Here is a 25,229-nt window from a genome sequence, read left to right as displayed (position 1 = left end):
ACAGCGGCCGCGGGCTCAGCTGTTGACCAGCAGCACCTTGCCGCGCACCTGCCGGCTTCCCATGCGCGCATAGGCGGCGTGCAGCTCCGACATCGGCAGCCGGGTGTCGATCACCGGCTTGATCTTGCCCTGCGCGTACCAGTCGGCCAACTGGGCCATGGCCGCGGCGCTGGCCTTGGGTTCCCGGCGCACGAAGTCGCCCCAGAACACGCCGACCACCGAGGCACCCTTGAGCAACGGCAGGTTCCAGGGCACGGCCGGAATGGTGCCGGCGGTAAAGCCGATCACCAGGTAGCGGCCGCGCCAGGCGATCGAGCGGAAGGCCGCGGTGGCGAAGTCGCCGCCCACCGGGTCGTAGACGACGTCGGGGCCGTGGCCTTGCGTCAGTTCCTTCAAGGCCTCGCGCAGGTCGGCGGTGGCGTAGTTGATCGTGGCGTCGGCACCGATCTCGGCGCACAGCGCGCACTTCTCGTCGCTGGAAGCCGCCGCGATCACCCGCGCCCCCGCGGCCTTGGCAATCTGGATGGCGGAGGTGCCGACCCCGCCGGCGGCACCGAGCACCAGCACGGTCTCGCCGGGCTGCAATGCGGCACGGTCCATCAGCGCATGGTGCGAGGTGCCATAGGTGAACGCGAACGCGGCGGCATCTTCCAGTGCAAAGCCGGAAGGCAGCGGTATCACGCGGTCGGCCTTGACGCACGCATGGGTGGCGAAGCCGCCGGTGGCGCCGATGGCCGTCACCGGGTCGCCCACGCGCAGGTGCGACACACCCTCGCCCACGGCGTCCACGCGGCCGGAGAACTCGGCGCCCGGTACGAAGGGCAGCGGCGGCTTGACCTGGTACTTGTTCTGCACGATGAGCAGGTCGGGGAAGTTCAGGCTGGCCGCATGGATGGCGATGCGCACCTCACCGGCCGCCGGCTGCGGCATGTCCAGTTGCTTCCATTGCAGGGCTTCCACGCCCACCGGGTTGTCGCACACCCACGCTTGCATCGCTTGTCTCCTGCTGCGGCACGGCGCCGCGTTTCGTGGCGGGATGATAGGCAGCGGTGCCACCCGGCGCGGTCGCGCAGGCGACGGTCCCATCCCTACAATGCCCTGATGCGCATCCTCATCGCCAACGACGACGGTTACCTCGCCCCTGGACTGGCTGCCCTGGTGCGGGCCATCGAAGGGCTGGGCCAGATCGACGTCATCGCCCCGGAGCAGAACGCCAGCGGCACGTCCAACGCATTGACGCTGGGGCGGCCGCTGCAGGTCTACCGCGCGGCCAACGGCTTCCAATACGTGAACGGCACGCCGTCGGACAGCGTGCATCTGGCGATGACCGGCCTGTTGCCCGAGCGCCCTGATCTGGTGCTGTCCGGCATCAACAACGGCGCCAACATGGGCGACGACACTCTGTATTCAGGCACCGTTGCCGCCGCGATGGAAGGCTTTCTTTTCGGCGTGCCGGCCATCGCGTTCTCGCAGGTTCAGCGGGGCTGGGAGCACCTGGATGCCGCAGCCCGCGTCGCGCGTGCCGTCGTGGAGCAGGTGCTGGCGCTGCCGCTGGAAGGCCGGCCCTGGCTCCTCAACGTGAACATCCCCAACCGCGCGGATGCGGACCAACTGCCGCGCAAGCTCACCCGGCTGGGCCGCCGCCATGCGAGCGAGCCCGCCATCCGGCAGACCAATCCGCGCGGCGAGACCATCTACTGGATCGGGCCGGCCGGCGACGCGCGTGAAGCCGGGGAGGGCACCGATTTCCACGCCACCGCATCGGGCTGCGTGTCGATCACGCCGCTGCAGGTCGACCTCACGGACCATGCGGCGCTGCCGGCATGGCGCGAGGCGCTTGGAACGGTGGCATGACCACCCGGGCGCGTTCGTTCCCGATCCCGCTGGCCAAGGCCTCTTCGCAGAAGAGTCCGCGACCGGCCGGCACCACCGGCCAGACCTTGCTGCGCCCGCAGCGGCCGATGCACGAGGCCGCGGTGGCAGCGCGCCAGCAGGCGGCCCCGAGCGGCCTGGGGCTCGACTCCCAAGGCGTGCGGGCGCGCATGGTGTCCCGCCTGCGCGCCGATGGCCTGCACTGCGAGCCGGTGCTCGCCGCGATGGCCCAGGTGCCCCGGCACTTCTTCGTCGACACCGCGCTGGCAGCCCAGGCCTACGAGGACACCAGCCTGCCGATCGGCCTCAACCAGACGATCTCGAAGCCGTCGGTGGTGGGGCTGATGATCTCGCTGCTGCTGGAGGGCCGCGCCGCACGGCAGCGTGAGTCTCTGGGCAAGGTGCTGGAGATCGGCACCGGTTGCGGCTACCAGGCGGCGCTGCTATCGGTGCTGGGCACGCAGGTGTATTCGATCGAGCGGCTGAAGCCGCTGCACGACAAGGCGCGCGAACTGCTGGCGCCCTTGCGGCGCAACAACCTGCGCCTGATCTATGGCGATGGCCGCATCGGTCACGGGCCGAATGCGCCTTACGACAGCATCATCGCGGCCGCCGGCGGCGAGGACCTGCCGGCCGCCTGGCTGGACCAGCTGGCGGTTGGCGGCCGTCTGGTGGCGCCGATGCAGGCCCCCAGCGGGCGCGGACAGGTCCTGGTCATCGTCGACCGGACCGAGACGCAGTGGGTGCGGCGGCAGCACGATGCCGTCAACTTCGTCCCCCTAAAATCCGGCGTTGAATAGCGGAGATTCCTTTCTGATGCGATTGCACTGGCAGCGCCCGGTCCCCGGGCGTACGACGAGTTCGTTCCGAGTGTTGGCGGCCTGCGTGCTGGCCGTCACGCTGGCAGGTTGCGCCTCCCCGCGCAACAAGGCACCGGTGGAGGACCGCGTGGGCGTGCCTTCGGCTGCGCGCGCACCCGTGGCCGCCGTGCCGGAAGCCGACAAGCCGCCACCGCCCGGCATCGAGAACGCCGGCAAGCCAGGCTACTACACCGTCAAGCCGGGCGACACGCTGATCCGCGTCGGCCTGGAATCGGGCCAGAACTGGCGCGACATCGCGCGCTGGAACAACATCGACAACCCGAACCTGATCGAGGTCGGGCAGGTGGTTCGCGTGGTGCCGCCGGGCACCGATCCCGCGGTCGCTTCCACGCGCGGCGTGCCACCGGCCAAGGTGGAGAGCCGTGCGCTGGACGCCAAGGCCGGCGCGTCCGCGGCGTCCGGCGTGGCGGCTGCCACGCCCGCCGCCGCCAGCGCGCCGGCGCCCAGCGTGCCCGAACGCACCGCCACTGTCACCAGCGCCTCGGGCGACGACGACATCAACTGGGCCTGGCCTGCACGCGGCGCTGTCACCAGTGGTTTCGATGAGTCGCGAAACAAGGGCTTGGCAATCGCTGGCAAAGCAGGCGATCCTGTGCTCGCGGCGGCCGATGGCCGGGTGGTGTATGCCGGTTCGGGCTTGCGCGGCTATGGCAACCTGGTGATCGTCAAGCACAACAGCACCTACCTGACGGCCTACGCGCACAACCAGACCCTGCTGGTCAAGGAAGACCAGTCGGTCAAGCGGGGCCAGAAGATCGCTGAAATGGGCTCCAGCGACGCCGACCGTGTACAACTGCACTTCGAGATCCGGAAGCAGGGCCGTCCGGTCGATCCGGCCAGGCTGCTTCCGCCGCGTTAAGGCTTCAATGGAGCGGAGATCCACCCATGACCAGGCGAATCGAAACGCAGAACGGACATGGGGTGGACAGCGCAGCGGCGCGCTTGCCGCTGCTGCCTGCCAGGCCCACGCCGGAGGAGACGCCTGACATCGAACTCCGCGCCGAGCCGGATGTAAGCGATGCCAAGGTGCCGGTCGAGATTCCGGCCGGCGAAAGCGACGTCGGCAACACGCTGCAGACCTACCTGCGCGAAATCCGCAAGGCGCCCCTGCTGACACCGCAGGAGGAGTACGACACCGCGGTCAAGGCACGCTCCGGCGACTTCCCTGCCCGGCAGGCGATGATCGAGCGCAACCTGCGGCTGGTCGTCAGCATCGCCAAGAACTACCTGGGCCGCGGCCTGCCGATGACCGACCTCATCGAGGAAGGCAACCTCGGGCTGATGCATGCCATCGGCAAGTTCGAGCCGGAGCGGGGCTTCCGTTTCTCCACCTATGCCTCGTGGTGGATCCGCCAGAGCATCGAGCGCGCGATCATGCACCAGGCCCGCCTGGTGCGGTTGCCGGTGCACATCGTGCGCGAGCTGAACCAGGTGCTCAAGGCACGCCGCACGCTGGAGGCCGAGCATTCGCATGGCCCGGAAGGCGAGCGGCCGGTGCGGGTGGAGGCGATCGCGTCGCTGGTGGGCCGGCCGGTGCACGAGGTGTCCGAACTGCTGAAGTTCGCCGAGCAGCCCGCCTCGCTCGATGCGCCGCTTGAGCGCGACGCCGGTGAGTCGATGCTGGACACGGTGGCCGATGAACAGGCCATCGACCCAATGGGCATCACCCTCAGCCATGAAGTGGAGGCGCTGCTCAACAACGGCCTGGCCGAGCTCAACGACCGCGAGCGCGAGGTGCTGTCTGGCCGCTACGGCCTGCGCGACCGCGAGCCGGAGACGCTGGAGGTGCTGGCCGAGCGCATGGGCCTGACGCGCGAGCGCATCCGCCAGATCCAGCAGGAGGCGCTGCTGAAGCTCAAGCGCCGGATGATGCGCCACGGCGTGGACCGCGACTCGGTGTTCTGAAGCCGTTGGCGGGCCGCACCGGATAATCCGGTGCATGACTCAAGTGAATGAATGGCTGACGGTCGAATCGCTCGATCTCGAAGCTCAAGGCGTCGCCCACAACGAAGAGGGCAAGGTCGTTTTCATCGAAGGTGCGCTGCCCGGTGAGCAGGTGCAGGTGCAGGTGGGACGGCGCAAGAACGCCTGGGAACAGGCCACGATGACGGCCCTGCGTCGCGAAAGCAGCCAGCGGGTGCAGCCGGGCTGCCCTCATTTCGGACTGCACGCCGGCGCCTGTGGCGGCTGCAAGATGCAGCACCTGCATGTGTCGGCGCAAGTGGCGGTCAAGCAGCGCACGCTGGAAGACAACCTGTGGCACCTGGGCAAGGTGAAGCCAGAGCGTGTGCTGCGCCCGATCGAAGGGCCGGCCTGGGGCTACCGCGATCGCGCGCGGCTGTCGGTGCGCCACGTGGTGAAGAAGGGCGAGGTGCTCGTCGGCTTCCACGAGCGCAAGTCGCGCTACATCGCCGACATGAAGGTGTGCCCCGTGCTGCCTGCGCATGTGAGCGCGATGCTGCTGCCGTTGCGCGAGCTGGTGATGTCGATGGACCAGCGCGAGCGGCTGCCGCAGATCGAACTGGCGGCCGGCACCGACGTGACCGCGCTGGTGCTGCGCCACCTAGAGCCGCTGACCGATGCCGACCTGCAGCGCCTGCGCGCCTTTGGTCGGCAGCACGGCGTGCAATGGTGGCTGCAGCCGAAAGGTCCTGACACCGTCCGGCTGCTGGACGAGGGCGGCCCGGTGCTGAGCTACCGCCTGGCCGAGTTCGGCCTGACCATGCCCTTCAAGCCCACCGATTTCACGCAGGTGAACCAGCACATCAATGCGGTGCTGGTCGGCCGTGCGCTGCGACTGCTGCAGGCGCAGGCCACTGACAGGGTGATCGACTGGTTCTGCGGCCTCGGCAATTTCACCCTGCCGATCGCCACCCAGGCGCGCGAGGTGCTGGGCATCGAGGGCAGCGAGGCGCTGGTGGCCCGCTCGCGCGAGAACGCGGCGGCCAACGGGCTGGCCGCCAAGACGGCCTTCGTGGCCCGCAACCTGTTCGAGATGACGCCACAGCAGTTGATGCAGGACGGGCGGGCCGACAAGTGGCTGGTGGACCCGCCGCGCGAAGGTGCGCTGGCGCTGTGCAAGGCGCTGGCCGAGGCCTGCCAGCTGACCGACACCGGTGGCTGGGCACCCCCCGGCCGCATCGTCTACGTGAGCTGCAATCCCGGCACGCTGGCGCGCGATGCCGGGCTGCTGGTGCACCAGGCCGGCTACCGGTGCGTCGCCGCCGGCGCGGTGAACATGTTCCCTCACACGGCCCACGTGGAAAGCATCGCGGTGTTCGAGCGCGCACCGGCCGCGGCCTGACGACGGCGCGTGATGCGGGCATGAAAAAGGGGCCCGGAGGCCCCTTTTGTTCATAGCTGTCCGCGTGTCACTCGCGGTCGCCGCCTGCGATGCCGAAGATGGCCAGCAGACTCTGGAAGATGTTGTACAGGTCCAGGTAGATGGCCAGCGTGGCCGAGACGTAGTTCGTCTCGCCGCCATCGATGATGCGCTTCATGTCATAGAGCAGGAAGGCCGAGAACAGGCCCACCGCGATCACCGACAGCGTGAGCATCATCGCGCTCGACTGCAGGAAGATGTTCGCGATGCCCGCCACCAGCAGCATGATCGCGCCGATGAACAGGAACTTGCCCATGCCGGACAGGTCGCGCTTGATCATGGTCGACAGCGAAGCCATCGCGAAGAACGACAGTGCCGTGCCGCCGAAGGCGTACATGATCAGCGTGGCGCCGTTGCTGAAGCCCAGCACCGCCGCCAGCATGCGCGAAAGCATCAAGCCCATGAAGAAGGTGAAGCCCAGCAGCAGGCCGACGCCAGCCGACGAGTGCTTGAACTTCTCGATGGCGAACATGAAGCCGAATGCGCCCACCAGGAAGACGATGGTGCTGATGCCGATGCCCATCGACGCGACAATGCCGGTGCTCACGCCGATCCACGCGCCCAGCACCGTTGGCACCAGCGACAGGGCCAGCAGCCAATAGGTGTTGCGCAGCACGCGGTTGCGCTGCTCGGCAAGCGCCGCACCGCCAGCAAAGCCGGGGTACGAGGTTTGCAGGGATTCGTTCATTGCGGGAGCCTCCAGAGGGATGTGACAGCGCTCTGATCGAGCGGAGCGATTCTAGTTCCGCATCCTGTCACCGGAAGGCGCCGCCAAGGCCGGTAAAGTGCGTGTGTTCCCTCATCCAGCCCACATTTCCATGAATACCAAGCCGTACCTGTCCCTCGAGGACGTGAAGAAGATCGCCGCCGCCGCCGAAGCCGAGGCCGTGAAGAACCAGTGGGCGGTGTCCATCGCCATCGTGGACGATGGCGGCCACATGCTGTGGTTCCAGCGCCTGGATGGTGCCGCGCCCATCTCGGCGCAGATCGCGCCGGCCAAGGCGCACACCGCCGCCGTCGGCCGTCGCGAAAGCAAGGGCTACGAGGACATGATCAACCAGGGCCGCGTCTCCTTCCTCAGCGCGCCGGTGCTGCAAGGCATGCTGGAAGGCGGGGTGCCGGTGCTGGTGCAGGGCCAGGTGGTGGGTGCCGTGGGTGTCAGCGGCGTGAAGTCGAACGAAGACGCCCAGATCGCACGCGCCGGCATCGCCGCGCTGGGCTGACGGCAGGATTCGTCCAAGGGTCATCGGGCTCGGTCCGATGCCGGGCGGCTATACTCAGCAGGTTTACCCTCTCACGCTGCCCCCGAGAAACCACTGACGTTTTTCGCACCGGAACCGAGCCGCCGCACGCAGGCCTGCCCGCGTGCGGATTCGCGCAACAGGACCAGGGGGCGCACCGCTTCGGAGCCTTCCCTTTGCTACCCGTCCTGCCTCCCGCACTGCTCGCACTCGCAGACGGCACGGTCTTTTCAGGCGCGTCGATCGGCGCTGCCGGTCACACGGTCGGCGAGGTGGTGTTCAACACCGCGCTCACCGGCTACCAGGAAATTCTCACCGACCCGAGCTACTGCCGCCAGATCGTCACCCTGACGTATCCGCACATCGGCAGCTACGGCGTCAACGAGGAGGACGTCGAGGCGTCCAAGGTGCATGCCGCCGGCCTGGTGATCAAGGACCTGCCGCTGCGTGTCTCCAACTTCCGCCAGACGGCCACGCTGTCCGACTACCTGCGCCGTGAGAACACGGTGGGCATCGCCAACATCGACACCCGCCGCCTGACGCGGGTGCTGCGCACCACCGGCGCGCAGAACGGCTGCATCGCGACCTTCGAGCCCGGCACGGTGCTCACGCAGCAGCACATCGACGACGCCATCGCCAAGGCCAAGGCCGCGCCCAGCATGTCGGGCCTCGACCTCGCCAAGGTGGTGTCGGCGACGCAGCCCTACGAATGGCTGGAAACGGAGTGGGCGCTGGGCAGCGGCTACGGCAAGCTGGCCGATCCGCGCTTCCACGTGGTGGCCTTCGACTACGGCGTCAAGCGCAACATCCTGCGCATGCTGGCCAGCCGCGGCTGCCGCATCACCGTGATGCCGGCGCAGACGCCCGCCGCCGAGGTGCTGAAGATGAAGCCCGACGGAGTGTTCCTGGCCAACGGCCCGGGCGACCCGCAGCCCTGCGACTACGCGATCGAAGCCACGCGCGAGGTGATCGCCGCCGGCATGCCCACCTTCGGCATCTGCCTGGGCCACCAGATCATGGCGCTGGCCTCGGGTGCCAAGACCTACAAGATGAAGTTCGGCCACCACGGGGCCAACCATCCGGTGAAGGACCTCGACAGCGGCCGCGTGAGCATCACCAGCCAGAACCACGGCTTCGCGGTGGACGAGAAGACGCTGCCGGACAACCTGCGACCCACGCACGTGAGCCTGTTCGACAACACGCTGCAGGGCCTGGCCCGCACCGACAAGCCGGCGTTCTGCTTCCAGGGCCACCCGGAAGCCTCGCCCGGTCCGCATGACATCGGTTACCTGTTCGACCGCTTCGTCAGCCTGATGGAGCAAAAGTAAATGCCCAAGCGCACCGACCTCAAGAGCATCCTCATCATCGGCGCGGGCCCGATCATCATCGGCCAGGCGTGTGAGTTCGACTATTCCGGCGCCCAGGCCTGCAAGGCGCTGCGGGCCGAGGGCTACAAGGTCATCCTGGTCAACTCCAACCCGGCGACCATCATGACCGACCCGGAGATGGCCGATGTGACCTACATCGAGCCCATCACCTGGCAGGTGGTCGAGAAGATCATCGCCAAGGAGCGGCCGGACGCGGTGCTGCCCACCATGGGCGGCCAGACGGCGCTGAACTGCGCGCTCGACCTGCACAAGCACGGCGTGCTGGCCAAGTACGGCGTGGAGATGATCGGCGCCAACGAGAAGGCCATCGAGAAGGCGGAGGACCGCCTCAAGTTCAAGGACGCGATGACCGGCATCGGCCTGGACTCGGCCAAGTCGGGCATCGCCCACTCGATGGAAGAAGCGCTGGAAGTGCAGCGCCAGATCGTCCAGCAGATCGGCGGCAACGGCTTCCCGATGGTGATCCGTCCCAGCTTCACGCTGGGCGGCACCGGCGGCGGCATCGCCTACAACCCGGAGGAGTTCGAGGAGATCTGCAAGCGCGGCCTCGACCTGTCGCCGACCAAGGAACTGCTGATCGAGGAATCGCTGATCGGCTGGAAGGAATACGAGATGGAAGTGGTTCGCGACAAGGCGGACAACTGCATCATCGTGTGCGCGATCGAGAACCTGGACCCGATGGGCATCCACACCGGCGACTCGATCACCGTGGCACCGTCGCAGACGCTGTCCGACAAGGAATACCAGCTGCTGCGCAACGCGTCGATCGCCATCCTGCGCGAGATCGGCGTGGACACCGGCGGCTCCAACGTGCAGTTCTCGATCAACCCGGACAACGGCCGGATGGTGGTGATCGAGATGAACCCGCGGGTGTCGCGGTCGTCGGCGCTGGCCTCCAAGGCCACCGGCTTCCCGATCGCCAAGATCGCGGCCAAGCTGGCGGTGGGCTACACGCTGGACGAACTGCGCAACGACATCACCGGTGGCGCCACGCCGGCGAGCTTCGAGCCCAGCATCGACTACGTCGTCACCAAGATCCCGCGCTTCGCGTTCGAGAAGTTCCCGGCGGCCGATTCGCGCCTGACCACGCAGATGAAGTCGGTGGGCGAGGTGATGGCCATGGGCCGCACCTTCCAGGAGAGCTTCCAGAAGGCGCTGCGCGGCCTGGAGACCGGCATCGACGGCCTGACCGAACGCTCCACGGACCGCGAGGAGATCATCCAGGAGATCGGCGAAGCCGGTCCCGAGCGCATCCTGTACCTGGGCGACGCCTTCCGCATCGGCATGACGCTGGAAGAAGTGTTCGAGGAAACCGCGATCGACCCGTGGTTCCTGGCGCAGATCGAGGACATCGTGAAGACCGAGCAGGCGCTGGCCGGCCGCACGGTGGACAGCCTGTCGAAGGACGAGTTCCTGTTCCTCAAGCGCAAGGGCTTTTCCGACAAGCGCCTGGGCAAGCTGCTGGGCAGCAACCAGCACGACGTGCGCCGCGCCAGGCATGCGATGAACGTGCGCCCGGTCTACAAGCGGGTGGACACCTGCGCCGCCGAGTTCGCGACGCAGACGGCCTACATGTACTCCACGTACGACGAGGAGTGCGAGGCCGAGCCCACCAACAAGCGCAAGATCATGGTGCTGGGCGGCGGGCCGAACCGCATCGGCCAGGGCATCGAGTTCGACTACTGCTGCGTGCACGCGGCGCTGGCGATGCGCGAGGACGGGTACGAGACCATCATGGTCAACTGCAACCCGGAAACCGTCTCCACCGACTACGACACCTCCGACCGCCTGTACTTCGAGCCGGTGACGCTGGAAGACGTGCTGGAGATCGTCGACAAGGAAAAGCCGGTCGGCGTGATCGTGCAGTACGGCGGCCAGACGCCGCTGAAGCTGGCGCTGGACCTGGAAGCCAACGGCGTGCCGATCATCGGTACCTCGCCCGACTCCATCGACATCGCCGAGGACCGCGAGCGCTTCCAGAAGCTGCTGCACGACCTGGGCCTGAAGCAGCCGCCCAACCGCACCGCCCGCACCGAGGACCAGGCGATGGCCCTGGCCCACGAGATCGGCTATCCGCTGGTGGTGCGCCCGAGCTACGTGCTGGGCGGCCGCGCGATGGAGATCGTGCACGGCGACAAGGACCTGGAGCGCTACATGCGCGAAGCCGTGCGCGTCAGCGACAAGTCGCCGGTGCTGCTCGACCGCTTCCTGGAAGACGCGATCGAGGTCGACGTCGACTGCATCTGCGACGGCACCGAGGTGCTGATCGGCGGCATCATGGAGCACATCGAGGCGGCCGGCATCCACTCCGGCGACTCGGCCTGCTCGCTGCCGCCGTACTCGCTGTCGCCTGCGCTGCAGGACGAACTGCGCCGCCAGGCCGCGGTGATGGCCAAGGCGCTGGGCGTGGTCGGGCTGATGAACACGCAGTTCGCGATCCAGGGCGAGGGCGACGACGCCGTGGTCTACGTGCTGGAAGTCAATCCGCGTGCCTCGCGCACGGTGCCCTATGTGAGCAAGGCGACGGGCCAGCCGCTGGCCAAGATCGCGGCACGCTGCATGGCCGGCCAGAAGCTCGCCGACCAGCGCAATGCCGACGGCAAGCCGCCGCGCGAGATCGTGCCGCCGTACTTCAGCATCAAGGAAGCGGTGTTTCCGTTCAACAAGTTCCCGGGCGTCGATCCGATCCTGGGCCCCGAGATGCGCTCCACCGGCGAGGTGATGGGCGCGGGCGACAGTTTCGGCGAGGCGATGCTGAAGAGCCAGCTCGGCGCCGGCTCGCGGCTGCCCACCAAGGGCACGGTCGTGATCTCGGTAAAAAACACCGACAAGGACCGCGCGGTGAAGGTGGCTTCCGACCTGCACGACCTGGGCTTCAACATCGTGGCCACCAAGGGCACCTCGGCCGCCATTGCGGCGGCCGGCGTGCCGGTGAAGACGGTGAACAAGGTCAAGGACGGCCGGCCGCACATCGCCGACATGGTGAAGGCGGGCGAGATCCAGCTGGTGTTCACCACGGTGGACGAGACGCGCACGGCCATCGCCGATTCGCGCTACATCCGCACTGCGGCGCTGGCCAACCGGGTGACCTACTACACCACGATGGCCGGCTGCGAAGCCGCCACCGAGGCGCTGAAGCACCAGGACGACCTGACGGTCGCCTCGCTGCAGGAACTCCACGCCCGGTTGCGAACCGAAGTGCACTAAACTGACCGCACCTCGCGCCCGCCGCCGGGTCGTTGTCCACGACCCCGGCGGCGGTTTTCATTTGTCTCTGCAGGTTTGAACATGGCCACCATTCCCCTGACCCGGCGCGGTTTCGAAAAGCTCAAAGAAGAACTCCATCGCCTGAAGACCGTCGAGCGCCATGCGGTGATCCAGGCCATCGCCGAGGCGCGTGCCCAGGGCGACCTGTCGGAAAACGCCGAGTACGAAGCCGCGAAGGACAAGCAGGGCTTCATCGAAGGCCGCATCCTGGAGCTGGAAGGCAAGCTGGCCGCCGCCCAGGTGATCGACCCCGCCACGCTGGACGCCGGCGGCCGCGTGGTCTTCGGCGCCACGGTCGACCTGGAGGAAGAAGCCTCCGGCGCCCAGGTGACCTACCAGATCGTGGGCGACGACGAGGCCGACCTGAAGCTGGGCCTGATCTCCATCAGTTCGCCCATCGCCCGGGCGCTGATCGGCAAGGAAAACGGCGACATCGCAGAGGTGCGTGCCCCTGGCGGCGTCAAGAGCTACGAAGTGGTGGACGTCCGGTACATCTGACGATGCTGCCGCGCCTGCGCATGCTGCTGCCGGCCCTCTGGGCCGGTTTGCTCATCTGTATCGCCACCATCGCCACGCCGGCTGCGTTCGCGATGGCGCCCGGTGAGGCGGGCCGCATCGTCGGGCGCATCTTTGCCCAGGAGGCGGTGGTGAGCATGGCGCTCGCGCTGGTGGTGACTGCGATCGAGCGCAAGCTGGCGCCGGACCGGCAGGTGGGTGTGTGGCTGGCGCTGGGCGCCCTGTTCTGCACCGTGGCAGGCTATTACGCGTTGCAGCCGCTGATGGTGGCGGCGCGTGCAGGGCAGGGCACGCTCAGCTTCGGCCAGCTGCACGCCATCAGCCTGGGCCTGTTTGCGCTGAAGGGCGTGCTGGTGGGGGCGCTGGCCTGGCGCGCGGCGGCGCCGGCTGCCGGTATCAGGCCGTCGTCTTCTTGATGCTGGTGGTGCGCTTGCGGGCGCGCTTGATCTCGCCACCGGCCGTCACGCGTTCGTTGCCCAGCACCTTCACCTTCTTGATCTGCGGCCGGTGATTGCCGCTCTTGCTGAACTTGAGGATCTTGACGATCTTCGGGCCGGCCATGCGGTCGTCCCGCTCGGCCTTGGTCTTCTCGGGCATCGGCCGCCACAGCACCAGCAGCTTGCCGATGTGCTGGATGGGCGCGGCGTCCAGCTCGTGGCTGAGCTGGGCGAACATCGCCTCGCGGGCCGCCCGGTCGTCGGAGAACACGCGGACCTTGATCAGGCCGTGGGCGTTCAGCGCGTTGTTGATTTCCTTGGTCACGGCCGGGGTGAGGCCGTCGCCGCCGACGAGGACGACGGGGTCAAGATGATGCGCAGCGGCGCGGTGTTCCTTGCGCTGCGAAGGTGTCAGTTGGATTGCGGGCATATGCCTATTATCGGTGCGGCATGAAAATCAAGACGAAAAGCAAGAAGGTCAACAAGGCGTGGTTGGCGGATCACATGAACGATCCGTACGTCAAGCTGGCCCAGCGCGAGGGCTACCGCGCCCGCGCGGCCTACAAGCTCAAGGAAATCGACGAGGCGTTGGGGCTCATCAAGCCCGGCCAGCTGGTCGTGGACCTGGGCGCCGTGCCGGGCGCCTGGAGCCAGTACCTGCGCCGCAAGTTCGCCCCGAAGGAAGCAGGCACCGGCGGTGCGGCGGTGGGTGAGCTCAATGGCACCATCATCGCGCTGGACGTGCTGCCCTTCGAGCCCATCGAAGGCGTGAGATTCATCCAGGGCGATTTCCGCGAGGACGAGGTGCTGCAGCAGCTGGAGGCGGAAGTGGCCGGCCGCGCCGTGGATGTGGTGGTCTCGGACATGGCGCCGAACCTGTCGGGCATCGAGAGCTCGGACGCTGCCCGCGTCGGCCACCTGGTGGAACTGGCGCTGCAGTTCTCGCAGGCCCACCTCAAGCCAGAAGGCGCGCTGGTTGCCAAGGTGTTCCATGGCAGCGGCTACAGCCAGCTGGTGGAAATGTTCAAGAAGCAGTTTCGCGTGGTCAAGCCGATCAAGCCCAAGGCCTCCCGCGACCGTTCCTCTGAAACCTTTCTCGTCGGCATCGGTCTGAAGAAGCCGGGATGACGACCCCTTTCATCACGTCATCCCTGCTTCAAAGCTCTGACACAGTACGGGTCATGCACCGGAGATCGTTAACTTGAGTCCACTAGAATCATCCCCAGTTGCGTGCAAGGCGCCATTTGGGCGTCGTGACAGTCACGGGCAGAAGGAGCCGCAGTGAACAATCAATGGTTTTCCAAGGTGGCGGTCTGGCTGGTGATTGCACTGGTGCTGTTCACCGTCTTCAAGCAGTTCGACCGAGGTGCGATTTCCGGCAACCAGATCGGCTACTCCGATTTCCTGGAGGAAGTGCGTGCCAAGCGCATCAAATCGGTGACGCTGCAGGAAGGTGCTGCAGGCGGTACCGAGATCGTGGCGATCACGAACGATGACAAGCGCCTGCGCTCCACCGCAACGTACCTGGACCGCGGCCTGGTCGGCGACCTGATCAACAACAACGTCAAGTTCGACGTGAAGCCCCGCGAGGAGCCGTCGATCCTGATGAGCATCCTGATCAGCTGGGGGCCGATGCTGCTGCTGATCGGCGTGTGGATCTACTTCATGCGGCAGATGCAAGGCGGCGGCAAGGGCGGCGCCTTCAGCTTCGGCAAATCCAAGGCGCGCATGCTGGACGAGGCCAACAACTCGACCACCTTCGCCGACGTCGCCGGCTGCGACGAGGCCAAGGAAGAGGTCAAGGAACTGGTCGACTTCCTGAAGGACCCCCAGAAGTTCCAGAAGCTGGGCGGCCGCATCCCGCGCGGCGTGCTGCTGGTCGGCCCTCCGGGTACCGGCAAGACGCTGCTGGCGAAGGCCATTGCGGGTGAAGCCAAGGTGCCGTTCTTCAGCATCTCGGGCTCCGACTTCGTGGAAATGTTCGTCGGTGTCGGCGCGGCCCGCGTGCGAGACATGTTCGAGCAGGCCAAGAAGAGCGCGCCCTGCATCATCTTCGTCGATGAAATCGACGCGGTGGGTCGCCATCGTGGTGCTGGCCTGGGCGGCGGCAACGACGAGCGCGAGCAGACGCTGAACCAGATGCTGGTCGAGATGGACGGCTTCGAGACCAACCTGGGCGTGATCGTGATGGCGGCCACCAACCGGCCCGACATCCTCGACCCCGCGCTGCTGCGTCCAGGCCGCTTCGACCGCCAGGTCTACGTGACGCTGCCGGACGTTCGCGGCCGCGAGCAGATCCTTAACGTGCACATGCGCAAGGTGCCGGTCGGCCAGGACATCCGGGCCGACATCCTGGCGCGCGGCACCCCGGGCTTTTCGGGCGCCGACCTGGCCAACCTGGTGAACGAGGCTGCTCTCTTCGCCGCGCGCCGCAGTGGCCGCGTGGTGGAGATGGTCGACTTCGAGCGCGCCAAGGACAAGATCATGATGGGCCCCGAGCGGAAGTCCATGGTCATGCCCGAGGAAGAGCGCCGCAACACCGCCTACCACGAGGCCGGCCACGCCCTGGTGGCCCGCCTGATGCCCAAGACGGATCCGGTGCACAAGGTGACGGTGATCCCGCGCGGCCGTGCGCTCGGCGTGACGATGCAGCTGCCCGAGGGCGACCGCTACAGCATGGACAAGGAGCGCATGCTCTCCACCATCAGCGTGCTGTTTGGCGGCCGCATTGCGGAAGAGGTGTTCATGAACCAGATGACCACTGGCGCCAGCAACGACTTCGAGCGGGCCACCGCGATTGCCCGCGACATGGTCACCCGCTACGGCATGACCGACGAGCTGGGCCCGATGGTGTATGCGGAGAACGAGGGCGAAGTGTTCCTCGGCCGTTCGGTCACCAAGACCACCAGCATGTCGGAAGAGACGATGCGCAAGGTGGACCTGGTGATCCGCCGCATCATCGACGAGCAGTACACCATCGCCCGCAAGCTGATCGAGGACAACCAGGACAAGATGCATGCGATGGCCAAGGCTTTGCTCGAGTGGGAAACCATCGACGCCGAGCAAATCGACGACATCATGAACGGCAAGCCGCCGCGCCCGCCGAAGGACTGGACGCCCACCTCGTCCAAGCCGGGTGGTCCGACGCCGCCGGTCAATCCGGAAAGCGCCCCGGCCGCTGCCTGAGCGTGCTGACCGGCAGCGCCTGCACGGCGCGCAAACGGGGCTTCGGCCCCGTTTTTTCGTTTCGCGGCGCCTCGGCCGCTCCGCTTCACTGTTTCCGATGATCTGGCAGACCACCCGTTTCGAGATCGACCTGCGCCGGCCGCAGGTGATGGGCATCGTCAATGCGACGCCCGATTCCTTCTCCGACGGCGGGCGGGATGCCGCCGCGGCCTGCGCCCACTGCGACATGCTGGTGGCGCAGGGTGCCGACATCCTGGACATCGGCGGCGAGTCCACCCGGCCCGGCTCACCCCGGCCTACGCCGGATGAAGAGTTGGCCCGCGTGCTGCCGGTGCTGCGCCATGCCGTCACGCTGGGCGTGCCGGTATCGGTGGACACCAGCCAGCCGCAGGTCATGGCGGCCGCCTTGCAACTCGGCGTGGACATCATCAACGACGTCCGGGCGCTGCGGGTGCCCGGTGCCGCGGAGGTGGTGGCGGCCCACCCGGGCTGTGGCGTGTGCCTGATGCACATGCAGGGCGAGCCGGAAACCATGCAGCTGGCGCCCGCCTATCAGGACGTGGTGGCGGAGGTGATGCAGTTCCTGCGCGATGCCGCTGACGCGCTGCGGGCGCAGGGCGTGGCGGCGCAACGCATCGTGCTGGATCCGGGCTATGGCTTCGGCAAGACGGTGGCGCACAACCTCGGCCTGATCCGTCAGCAGGAAGCGCTGCTGGCCTTGGGGTATCCGCTGCTGGTGGGCTTGTCGCGCAAGTCGACACTGGGCACCGTCACCGGCCGGCCGGTGGGCGACCGGCTCATCCCCAGCGTGGCCGCCGCCCTGGCCGCCACGGAGCGGGGCGCGCGGGTGCTGCGCGTGCACGACGTGGCCGAGACGGTGGATGCGCTGAAGGTATTCGCGGCCATCGGCCTGCCGCGCTGGGCGCAACAAGACTGAGGAGAAAACACCATGGGAAGACGTTACTTCGGCACCGACGGCATCCGCGGTGCGGTGGGCCGCGCGCCGATCACGCCGGACTTCATGCTGCGGCTGGGCCATGCGGTGGGGCGCGTGCTGCGGCGCAGTGCCGAGCGCCCGACGGTGGTCATCGGCAAGGACACGCGCATTTCCGGCTACATGATCGAGTCGGCGCTGGAGGCGGGCTTCGCGTCCGCCGGCGTGGACGTGCTGCTGTCCGGCCCGCTGCCCACGCCTGGCGTCGCCTACCTCACGCGCGCGCTGCGGCTGGACCTGGGCGTGGTGATCAGCGCCTCGCACAACCCGTTCAATGACAACGGCGTGAAGTTCTTCTCCGCCCGCGGCGAAAAGCTGGACGACGACTGGGAGGCGGCGGTGGAAGCCGCCCTGGAAGAGGCGCCGCAATGGGTCGATTCCACCGGCCTGGGCAAGGCCCGCCGCATCGACGACGCCCGTGGCCGCTACATCGAGTTCTGCAAGAGCACCTTCGGCAGCGAGCTGTCGCTCAAGGGCCTGAAGATCGTGGTGGACGGCGCCCACGGCGCGGCCTACCACGTCGCGCCGGATGTGTTCCACGAACTGGGCGCCGAGGTGAGCTCCATCGGCTGCGCGCCCAATGGCACCAACATCAACGACGGCGTGGGCGCCACCGCGCCTGCTGCGCTGGTCAAGGCGGTGCAGGAGCGGGGCGCCGACTACGGCATCGCGCTGGATGGCGACGCCGACCGACTGCAGCTGGTGGACGCCGCGGGCCGCCTCTACAACGGCGACGAACTGCTGTACGTGATGGTGGCCGACCGCCTCGCGCAGGGCCAGGCCGTGGCCGGCGCGGTGGGCACCTTGATGACCAACATGGCCGTGGAGCTGGCCTTCCGCAAACGCAACCTGCCCTTCGTGCGCGCCAAGGTGGGCGACCGCTACGTGCTCGAAGAGCTGGGCGCGCGCGGCTGGCAGCTGGGCGGGGAGGGCTCCGGCCACCTGCTGGCGCTGGACAAGCACACCACCGGCGACGGCATCGTCAGCGCGCTGCAGGTGCTGCAGGCCGTGCGGCGCAACAACACCTCGCTCTCGGCCCTGCTGTCCGGTGTCGAGCTGTTCCCGCAGGTGCTGATCAACGTGCGCCTGCCGGACGGGCTGGACTGGCGGCAGAACCGCCACCTGGCCGCCGAGCAGGAGCGAGCCCAGCGTGAGCTGGGCGACAGCGGCCGGCTGCTGATCCGTGCCTCAGGCACGGAACCGGTGCTGCGTGTGATGGTGGAGGCCAGCGACGGCCAGCTGGCCCGTGCAGCGGCCGAGCGCCTGGCGGCCGCGGCCGTGACCGTGTAAACGCCTGCGGCATGGCCCCGCCAGGCGCGGGATGTCATGTCACTGTCACACAGCCTGCCTACAGTGACTTCCAGTCAGATCACTGTAGAAAGGTTAGTCCATGTCGTCGCAAGCTCAACGCACCGCAGGTGCCCGCCTCCAGCCCTTCGGTTTCGCCGCCGCGGCTGCCGCGCTGGCCTTCTCGGTCCAGCTCGCCCATGCGCAGGACGTCACCGGCGCGGGCGCTACCTTCCCGGCCCCCATCTACGCCAAGTGGGCCGATGCCTACAACAAGGCGACCGGCGCACGCATCAACTACCAGTCGGTGGGCTCGGGCGCCGGCATCAAGCAGATCAAGTCGAAGACGGTGGACTTCGGTGCCACCGACATGCCCCTGAAGGACGAGGAACTGGCCAAGGACGGCCTGGTGCAGTTTCCGACCGTGATCGGCGGCGTCGTTCCGGTGGTCAACATCCCCGGCATCCAGCCGGGCCAGATCAAGCTGACCGGCCAGGCGCTGGGCGACATCTACCTGGGCAAGATCACCCGCTGGAACGATGCCGCGCTCACCGCGCTGAACCCGGGCGTGCCGCTGCCGGACGCCGCCATCAGCGTGGTGCGCCGCGCCGACGGCTCGGGCACCACCTTCATCTTCACCAACTACCTCAGCAAGGTGAACGAGGAGTGGAAGTCCAAGGTGGGTGAGGGCACCGCCGTGAACTGGCCGACCGGTGCGGGTGGCAAGGGCAATGAGGGCGTGGCCGCCTTCGTGCAGCGCCTGCCCAACTCCATCGGCTACGTGGAGTACGCGTACGTCAAGCAGAACAAGATGACGTTCACGATGCTGCGCAACAAGGACGGCCAATGGGTGTCGCCGAGCGACGACACGTTCAAGGCGGCTGCCGCCGGCGCCGACTGGACCAAGACCTTCTACCAGATCACCACCGAGCAGCCCGGCAAGACCACCTGGCCCATCACCAACCCGACGTACATCCTGATGTACAAGAACCAGGACAAGCCGGCCAGCGCCTCGGCCGCCCTGAAGTTCTTCGAGTGGGCCTATGCCAACGGCGACAAGATGGCCGACGAGCTGGACTATGTGCCGCTGCCGGCCTCGGTGAAGGACCTGGTGCGGGCCCAGTGGTCCTCGCAGATCAAGGACGCCGGCGGCAATGCCGTCGCCTTCAAGTAAGCCGCCTGCAGCACACAAGCAGTTGATCCAGGGTGCAGGCCGCGTGTCTGCACCCTGAGCTGCGTTGACAACCCCGCCGGGCTGCCGGCTCAAACGGAGGGAATGTGGCCGCTACACTGCCCGCTACCCCATCAGACAACGCCCGCCCCATGGCCCGTTCCAGCTCCCGTGGTGGACCCCCCGCGCGCCGCCGCCGGGTGCCCTGGGCCGACGGAGTGTTCTCCGTCCTGGCGCATGGCGCCGCCATCTTCACCCTGCTGCTGCTGGTCGGCATCATCGTCTCGCTGATCGTCGGCGCGGCGCCGGCCATCAAGCAGTTCGGCCTCGGCTTCCTGTGGTCCACCGACTGGGACCCCGTGCAGGACAAGTACGGCGGCCTGGTGATGATCTACGGCACGCTGATGACCTCGTTCATCGCGCTGCTGATCGCGGTGCCGGTCAGCTTCGGCATCGCGCTCTTCCTCACCGAGCTGTCGCCCAACTGGCTGCGCCGCCCGCTGGGCGTGGCCATCGAGCTGCTGGCCGCGGTGCCGTCCATCGTCTACGGCATGTGGGGCCTGCTGGTCTTCAGCCCGCTGCTGTCCACCTGGGTGCAGCAGCCGCTGCAGCGCTGGGTGGGCGACGTGCCGTACCTGGGCGCGCTGGTGTCCGGCCCGCCGGTGGGCATCGGCATCCTGTCGGCCGGCATCATCCTGGCCATCATGGTCATCCCGTTCATCGCCTCGGTGATGCGCGACGTGTTCGAGGTGACGCCGCCCATGCTCAAGGAATCGGCCTACGGCCTGGGTTCCACCACCTGGGAGGTGGTCTACAAGGTGGTGCTGCCGTACACCAAGACCGGCGTGGTGGGCGGCATCATGCTGGGCCTGGGCCGTGCGCTGGGCGAGACGATGGCGGTCACCTTCGTGATCGGCAACTTCAACCAGCTCAACTCGCTGTCGCTGTTCGACGCAGCCAACAGCATCACCTCCGCCCTGGCCAATGAATTCGCCGAGGCCGGCGAGGGCCTGCACCAGGCTTCGCTGATCTACCTGGGCCTGGTGCTGTTCTTCATCACCTTCGTCGTGCTGTCGCTGTCCAAGCTGCTGCTGGCGCGCCTGAAGAAGTCGGAAGGAACCCGCACATGACCACGCTGAGCATCACCGGCTCCAAGCTGGCCAAGCACCGCCAGCGCAAGCGCGTCAATGCGCTCGCGCTCACCCTGTCCCTCGCAGCCATGGGCTTCGGCCTGGTGTGGCTGGTGTGGATCCTGTTCGAGACGGTGCGCCTGGGCATCGGCGGCATCGGGTTGCAGGTGTTCACCGAGATGACGCCGCCGCCGCAGGCCGAGACCGGCGGCCTGGCCAATGCCATCTTCGGCAGCGCCATGATGGTGGGGCTGGCCACGCTGCTGGGCACGCCCATCGGCATCATGGCCGGCATCTACCTGGCCGAGTACGGCCAGAAGGGCTGGCTGGGCAATGTGACGCGCTTCATCAACGACATCCTGCTGTCAGCGCCGTCCATCGTCATCGGCCTGTTCATCTATGCCGCGGTGGTGGACCAGATCAAGAGCTTCTCGGGCTTCGCGGGCGTGCTGGCGCTGGCGCTGATCGTCATCCCGGTGGTGATCCGCACCACCGAGAACATGCTGATGCTGATCCCCAACGCGCTGCGCGAGGCGGCCTACGCCCTGGGCACGCCGAAGTGGAAGGTGGTTTCGGCCGTCACGCTGAAGGCCGCGCGGGCCGGCGTGATCACCGGCGTGCTGCTGGCCCTCGCCCGCATCGCCGGAGAAACCGCACCGCTGCTGTTCACCGCGCTGTCCAACCAGTTCTGGACGGCCGACATGCGCGAGCCGATGGCCAGCCTGCCGGTGACCATCTTCAAGTTCGCGATGAGCCCCTATGAGAACTGGCAGAAGCTGGCCTGGGCCGGCGTGTTCCTCATCACGCTGGGCGTGCTGGCGCTGAACATCCTGGCGCGCGTGCTCTTCCGCAACAAACACTGACCCGAGGCCCGATCCATGGACACCAAAGTCGACCTGCCGGTCACCGAGAAAGCCAAGCTGTCGATCCGCGACCTGAACTTCTACTACGGCAGTTTCCACGCGCTCAAGCGCATCAACCTGGACATCCCGGAGAAGAAGGTCACCGCCTTCATCGGCCCGTCGGGCTGCGGCAAGAGCACCCTGCTGCGCACGTTCAACCGCATGTTCGAGCTGTACCCCGAGCAGCGTGCCGAAGGCGAGATCCTGCTGGACGGCGAGAACATCCTGCAGTCGAAGCTGGACGTGAGCCTGGTGCGGGCCAAGATCGGCATGGTCTTCCAGAAGCCCACGCCCTTCCCGATGTCGATCTACGACAACATCGCCTTCGGCGTGCGGCTGTTCGAGGACCTGCCGCGCGTGGAGATGGACGAGCGCGTGGAATGGGCGCTGAAGAAGGCCGCGTTGTGGAACGAGGTGAAGGACAAGCTCAACCAGAGCGGCTCCGGCCTGTCCGGCGGCCAGCAGCAGCGGCTGTGCATCGCGCGCGGCATCGCCATCAAGCCCGAGGTGCTGCTGCTGGACGAGCCCTGCTCGGCGCTGGACCCGATCTCCACCGGCAAGATCGAGGAGCTGATCCACGAGCTGAAAAGCGACTACACCGTTGCCATCGTCACCCACAACATGCAGCAGGCGGCCCGGTGCTCCGACTACACCGCCTACATGTACCTGGGCGACCTCATCGAATTCGGGCCCACTTCTGAGCTGTTCATGAAGCCCAAGAAGAAGGACACCGAGGACTACATCACTGGCCGTTTCGGCTGAACGGAGTCACACCATGCCGGACAAGCATCTCTCTACCCAGTTCGACGCCGAGCTGAGCGGCATCTCCAACCGCGTGCTGGAAATGGGCGGCCTGGTGGAATCCCAGGTGGCGCAGGCCATCTATGCGCTCAGCAACTTCAGCAGCGAGACGGCCAACCAGGTGCTGCAGCAGGAAACGCGCGTCAATTCGATGGAAGTCGAGATCGACAGCGACCTGTCCGGCATCATCGCCCGCCGCCAGCCCACCGCCCGCGACCTGCGGCTGCTGATCGCCGTCAGCAAGACCATCGCCAACCTGGAGCGCGTGGGCGACGAGGCCGCGCGAATCGCCCGCACGGTGCAGCGCCTGGTCAATACCGGCGTGTCCAGCCGCCTGCGCGTGCCGGTGGCCGACCTGGCCTTCGAAGCCGACCTGGCCATTGCGCTGCTGCGCAAGGCCCTGGACGCCTTTGCCCGCCTGGACACCGCCCGCGCGCTGGAGGTGCTCAAGCAGGACGACCAGATCGACCAGGAATTCGACGGCCTGCTGCGCAAGCTCATCACCTACATGATGGAAGACCCGCGCACCATCTCGTCGAGCATCGACCTCGTGTTCGTGGCCAAGGCCATCGAGCGCGTGGGCGACCATGCCAAGAACCTGGCCGAAGCCATCATCTACGTGGTGAAGGGCACCGACGTCCGTCACCATTCCGTTGAAGCCGTCGAGGATGCAGTGCGATGAGCCTGGTACTGGTGGTCGAGGACGAGCCGGCGATCGCCGAGCTGATTTCCCTGAACCTGCGGCATGCAGGCTATGACGTGGTGATCGCCGCCGACGCCGAGCAGGCGCAGCAGGCCGTCAATGGCGTGCTGCCCGACCTGGTGCTGCTGGACTGGATGCTGCCCGGCCAGTCGGGCCTGGCGCTGGCCAAGCGCTGGCGCGGCGATGCCCGCACCAAGGGGCTGCCGGTCATCATGCTGACTGCCCGCTCGGAGGAGTCGGACATGATCTCCGGCCTGGATGCCGGCGCCGACGACTACCTGACCAAGCCGTTCTCCACCAAGGAACTGCTGGCGCGCATCCGCGCGGTGCTGCGCCGCAAGGCGCCCGACGCGCTGGATGCGGCGGTGGAGGTGGGCGGCCTCGTGCTGGATCCGTCCACGCACCGGGTCACGCGGGTGGTGGAGGGCGTCTCGCGCGAAGTGAAGATCGGCCCCACCGAGTTCCGCCTGCTGCATTTCTTCATGACGCATCCCGAGCGTGTGCACAGCCGCGGCCAGCTGCTGGACCGCGTGTGGGGCGACCATGTCTTCATCGAGGAACGCACGGTGGACGTGCATGTCAAGCGGCTGCGCGAGGCGTTGGCCCCGGTGGGCTGCTCGCCGATGATCGAGACCGTGCGCGGCGCCGGCTACCGGCTGACGCAGCAGGCCAGCGTCTCCGCGTGAGCCGCCGGCCGCGCACCGGAGCCGGCCGATGAGCTGGTGGTTGCTGCGCACGCTGGCCGCCGCGCTGGCGGCGCTGGCCGGGGCGCTCCTCGGACAATGGCTGCTGGGTGGTACCGGCCCCTTGCCGCACACCGGGCCGGCGCTCGGCGCGGGGTTGGCCGTCACCGTGCTGGTGGCCGTCGATTCGCTCAAGGGCCGGCGGCTGATGCGTTGGCTGCGCGGTTCGCAGGAAGCGCCGGCCCCGCGCGGGCGTGGCTACTGGGGCGAGATGGGCTACCGCATCGAGCGGGTGCTGCGCCTGCGCGAGCGCGAGCTGGAGCGTGAACGCGGCCGGCTCGAACAGTTCCTGTCGGGCATCGAAGCCTCGCCCAACGGCGTGCTGATGCTGGATGCCAACGACCAGATCGACTGGTGCAATTCGGTCGCGGCCGACCACTTCGGCCTGGACCCGGTGCGCGACCGCCGCCAGCGGGTCACCAACCTGATCCGGTCGCCTGCCTTCGTCAGCCACTTGCAGGCCGGCCGCTTCGAGCAGCCGGTCGTGCTGGCCAGCCCGCTGGGGCGCGCCACCTTGTCGGTGTTGGTGCGACCTTATGGTGAGGGTGCCAAGCTGGTGCTGTCGCAGGACATCACCGAGCATGAACGCGCCGACGGCATGCGCCGCGACTTCGTCGCCAACGTGTCGCATGAGATCCGCACGCCACTCACGGTGTTGTCGGGGTTCGTCGAATCGATGGCCAGCCTGCCGCTGAGCGAGGCCGAGCGGCAGCGGGTGCTGCAGCTCATGCGCCAGCAGACCGAGCGCATGCAGACGCTGGTGGGCGACCTGCTCACCCTGGCCCAGTTGGAGGGCAGCCCCCGGCCCGCGCCCGATCGCTGGACGGCGATGGACACGCTGCTGCAGCGCCTGCACGCCGATGCCGTCTCGCTGTCGGCCGGCCGGCACGTGATCCGCTTCGAGGTGGAGCCGGGCTACGAGGTGGCCGGCAACCCGAGCGAGCTGGCCAGCGCCATCACCAACCTGGTGACCAATGCCGTGCGCTACACGCCGGAGGAAGGCCGCATCGAGCTGGCCTGGCGCGTGCGGCCCGACCAGAGCGGCGAGCTGGAGGTGCGCGACACCGGCATCGGCATCGCGCGTGAACACATTCCGCGCCTGACCGAGCGCTTCTACCGGGTGGACGGCAGCCGCTCGCGCGAGACCGGCGGCACCGGCCTGGGCCTGTCCATCGTCAAGCACGTGGTGCAGCGCCACGGCGGCGAGCTGGTGGTGGAAAGCGAACTGGGTCGCGGCTCCTGCTTCCGCCTGCTGCTGCCGGCGCCGCGGGTGCGACGGGTGCGCCAGTCGGCCGACCAGCGCGCCAGCTTCGCTTCCGAGTTCTGAA

The 25,229-nt window shown here is 67.6% G+C and carries 24 protein-coding genes; 21 read left to right on the top strand and 3 right to left on the bottom strand.

Going from position 1 to position 25,229, the window contains the following annotated elements; genetic code table 11:
* Positions 1-15 precede the first annotated feature (15 nt).
* On the bottom strand, positions 16-993 hold the full coding sequence (locus LRS14_RS06570) for an NADPH:quinone oxidoreductase family protein (RefSeq protein WP_257799018.1): 978 nt from the start codon (positions 991-993) through the stop codon (positions 16-18).
* Between the two features lie 108 nt (positions 994-1,101).
* Between LRS14_RS06570 and surE the strand changes: the two genes are divergently transcribed.
* The 5 genes from surE to rlmD are packed head-to-tail and all read left to right on the top strand — an operon-like array spanning position 1,102 to position 6,057.
* Positions 1,102-1,854 carry a 5'/3'-nucleotidase SurE gene (gene surE / locus LRS14_RS06565; RefSeq protein WP_046115703.1) on the top strand — a complete coding sequence of 251 codons (753 nt, stop codon included), beginning with the start codon at positions 1,102-1,104 and terminating at the stop codon, positions 1,852-1,854.
* Complete coding sequence (locus LRS14_RS06560; protein ID WP_046115702.1) at positions 1,851-2,672, top strand: protein-L-isoaspartate(D-aspartate) O-methyltransferase; 822 nt, start codon at positions 1,851-1,853, stop codon at positions 2,670-2,672. The genes surE and LRS14_RS06560 overlap by 4 nt, the downstream gene beginning before the upstream one ends.
* 16 nt (positions 2,673-2,688) lie before the next feature.
* Complete coding sequence (locus LRS14_RS06555) at positions 2,689-3,612, top strand: peptidoglycan DD-metalloendopeptidase family protein (RefSeq protein WP_404977578.1); 924 nt, start codon at positions 2,689-2,691, stop codon at positions 3,610-3,612.
* A 26-nt stretch (positions 3,613-3,638) separates the two neighbouring features.
* Entirely contained in the window at positions 3,639-4,658 is a 1,020-nt protein-coding gene (rpoS, locus tag LRS14_RS06550) for an RNA polymerase sigma factor RpoS (RefSeq protein WP_257799016.1), read from the top strand.
* A 34-nt stretch (positions 4,659-4,692) separates the two neighbouring features.
* Positions 4,693-6,057, top strand: a complete 1,365-nt coding sequence (gene rlmD, locus LRS14_RS06545) for a 23S rRNA (uracil(1939)-C(5))-methyltransferase RlmD (protein ID WP_257799015.1) — start codon at positions 4,693-4,695, stop codon at positions 6,055-6,057.
* A gap of 67 nt (positions 6,058-6,124) precedes the next feature.
* On the opposite strand, the gene LRS14_RS06540 is transcribed toward rlmD, so the two are convergent.
* Complete coding sequence (locus LRS14_RS06540; protein WP_046115698.1) at positions 6,125-6,823, bottom strand: Bax inhibitor-1 family protein; 699 nt, start codon at positions 6,821-6,823, stop codon at positions 6,125-6,127.
* A gap of 130 nt (positions 6,824-6,953) precedes the next feature.
* On the opposite strand from LRS14_RS06540, the gene LRS14_RS06535 reads away from it, so the two are divergent.
* The 5 genes from LRS14_RS06535 to LRS14_RS06515 all read left to right on the top strand — a co-directional run bounded on the left by LRS14_RS06535 (position 6,954) and on the right by LRS14_RS06515 (position 12,963).
* The gene (locus tag LRS14_RS06535; protein WP_046115697.1) at positions 6,954-7,358 is read left to right on the top strand and encodes a heme-binding protein; all 405 of its coding nucleotides are present in this window, start codon (positions 6,954-6,956) and stop codon (positions 7,356-7,358) included.
* A 194-nt stretch (positions 7,359-7,552) separates the two neighbouring features.
* The gene (carA, locus tag LRS14_RS06530) at positions 7,553-8,704 is read left to right on the top strand and encodes a glutamine-hydrolyzing carbamoyl-phosphate synthase small subunit (RefSeq protein ID WP_257799014.1); all 1,152 of its coding nucleotides are present in this window, start codon (positions 7,553-7,555) and stop codon (positions 8,702-8,704) included.
* Complete coding sequence (carB, locus tag LRS14_RS06525) at positions 8,705-11,971, top strand: carbamoyl-phosphate synthase large subunit (protein ID WP_257799013.1); 3,267 nt, start codon at positions 8,705-8,707, stop codon at positions 11,969-11,971.
* An 81-nt stretch (positions 11,972-12,052) separates the two neighbouring features.
* On the top strand, positions 12,053-12,529 hold the full coding sequence (gene greA, locus LRS14_RS06520) for a transcription elongation factor GreA (RefSeq protein ID WP_046115694.1): 477 nt from the start codon (positions 12,053-12,055) through the stop codon (positions 12,527-12,529).
* A 2-nt stretch (positions 12,530-12,531) separates the two neighbouring features.
* Positions 12,532-12,963 carry a DUF4149 domain-containing protein gene (locus LRS14_RS06515; RefSeq protein ID WP_046115693.1) on the top strand — a complete coding sequence of 144 codons (432 nt, stop codon included), beginning with the start codon at positions 12,532-12,534 and terminating at the stop codon, positions 12,961-12,963.
* On the opposite strand, the gene LRS14_RS06510 is transcribed toward LRS14_RS06515, so the two are convergent.
* Positions 12,944-13,414 (bottom strand): YhbY family RNA-binding protein, encoded by a 471-nt coding sequence (locus LRS14_RS06510; RefSeq protein ID WP_257799012.1) that lies wholly within the window; start codon positions 13,412-13,414, stop codon positions 12,944-12,946. The genes LRS14_RS06515 and LRS14_RS06510 overlap by 20 nt on opposite strands.
* A gap of 20 nt (positions 13,415-13,434) precedes the next feature.
* Between LRS14_RS06510 and LRS14_RS06505 the strand changes: the two genes are divergently transcribed.
* From LRS14_RS06505 to phoR, 11 genes are all read left to right on the top strand, one after another.
* The gene (locus LRS14_RS06505; protein WP_257799011.1) at positions 13,435-14,112 is read left to right on the top strand and encodes an RlmE family RNA methyltransferase; all 678 of its coding nucleotides are present in this window, start codon (positions 13,435-13,437) and stop codon (positions 14,110-14,112) included.
* Positions 14,113-14,265: 153 nt separating this feature from the next.
* Positions 14,266-16,170 (top strand): ATP-dependent zinc metalloprotease FtsH, encoded by a 1,905-nt coding sequence (ftsH, locus tag LRS14_RS06500; protein ID WP_046115690.1) that lies wholly within the window; start codon positions 14,266-14,268, stop codon positions 16,168-16,170.
* Between the two features lie 97 nt (positions 16,171-16,267).
* The gene (gene folP, locus LRS14_RS06495) at positions 16,268-17,107 is read left to right on the top strand and encodes a dihydropteroate synthase (protein ID WP_257799010.1); all 840 of its coding nucleotides are present in this window, start codon (positions 16,268-16,270) and stop codon (positions 17,105-17,107) included.
* Positions 17,108-17,119: 12 nt separating this feature from the next.
* Positions 17,120-18,454, top strand: a complete 1,335-nt coding sequence (glmM, locus tag LRS14_RS06490) for a phosphoglucosamine mutase (protein WP_046115688.1) — start codon at positions 17,120-17,122, stop codon at positions 18,452-18,454.
* Positions 18,455-18,554: 100 nt separating this feature from the next.
* Positions 18,555-19,625 (top strand): phosphate ABC transporter substrate-binding protein PstS, encoded by a 1,071-nt coding sequence (gene pstS, locus LRS14_RS06485; protein WP_046115687.1) that lies wholly within the window; start codon positions 18,555-18,557, stop codon positions 19,623-19,625.
* A gap of 149 nt (positions 19,626-19,774) precedes the next feature.
* The gene (gene pstC, locus LRS14_RS06480; RefSeq protein ID WP_046115686.1) at positions 19,775-20,752 is read left to right on the top strand and encodes a phosphate ABC transporter permease PstC; all 978 of its coding nucleotides are present in this window, start codon (positions 19,775-19,777) and stop codon (positions 20,750-20,752) included.
* Positions 20,749-21,615, top strand: a complete 867-nt coding sequence (gene pstA / locus LRS14_RS06475; RefSeq protein WP_046115685.1) for a phosphate ABC transporter permease PstA — start codon at positions 20,749-20,751, stop codon at positions 21,613-21,615. Before pstC ends, pstA begins: the two co-directional genes overlap by 4 nt.
* Before the next feature lie 15 nt (positions 21,616-21,630).
* Positions 21,631-22,416 carry a phosphate ABC transporter ATP-binding protein PstB gene (gene pstB, locus LRS14_RS06470; protein WP_257799009.1) on the top strand — a complete coding sequence of 262 codons (786 nt, stop codon included), beginning with the start codon at positions 21,631-21,633 and terminating at the stop codon, positions 22,414-22,416.
* A 13-nt stretch (positions 22,417-22,429) separates the two neighbouring features.
* Positions 22,430-23,137, top strand: coding sequence for a phosphate signaling complex protein PhoU (phoU, locus tag LRS14_RS06465; RefSeq protein WP_046115683.1), 708 nt, complete (start codon positions 22,430-22,432; stop codon positions 23,135-23,137).
* On the top strand, positions 23,134-23,844 hold the full coding sequence (gene phoB, locus LRS14_RS06460; RefSeq protein WP_046115682.1) for a phosphate regulon transcriptional regulator PhoB: 711 nt from the start codon (positions 23,134-23,136) through the stop codon (positions 23,842-23,844). Before phoU ends, phoB begins: the two co-directional genes overlap by 4 nt.
* Before the next feature lie 28 nt (positions 23,845-23,872).
* Complete coding sequence (gene phoR / locus LRS14_RS06455; protein ID WP_257799008.1) at positions 23,873-25,228, top strand: phosphate regulon sensor histidine kinase PhoR; 1,356 nt, start codon at positions 23,873-23,875, stop codon at positions 25,226-25,228.
* Position 25,229 lies beyond the last annotated feature (1 nt).

The sequence above is a fragment of the Aquincola sp. J276 genome, assembly GCF_024700035.1.
Classification (GTDB): Bacteria; Pseudomonadota; Gammaproteobacteria; order Burkholderiales; family Burkholderiaceae_C; genus Aquincola; species Aquincola tertiaricarbonis.
Note: the sequence above shows the minus strand (reverse complement) of the source record. Positions and strands in the feature narration are given on the sequence as shown.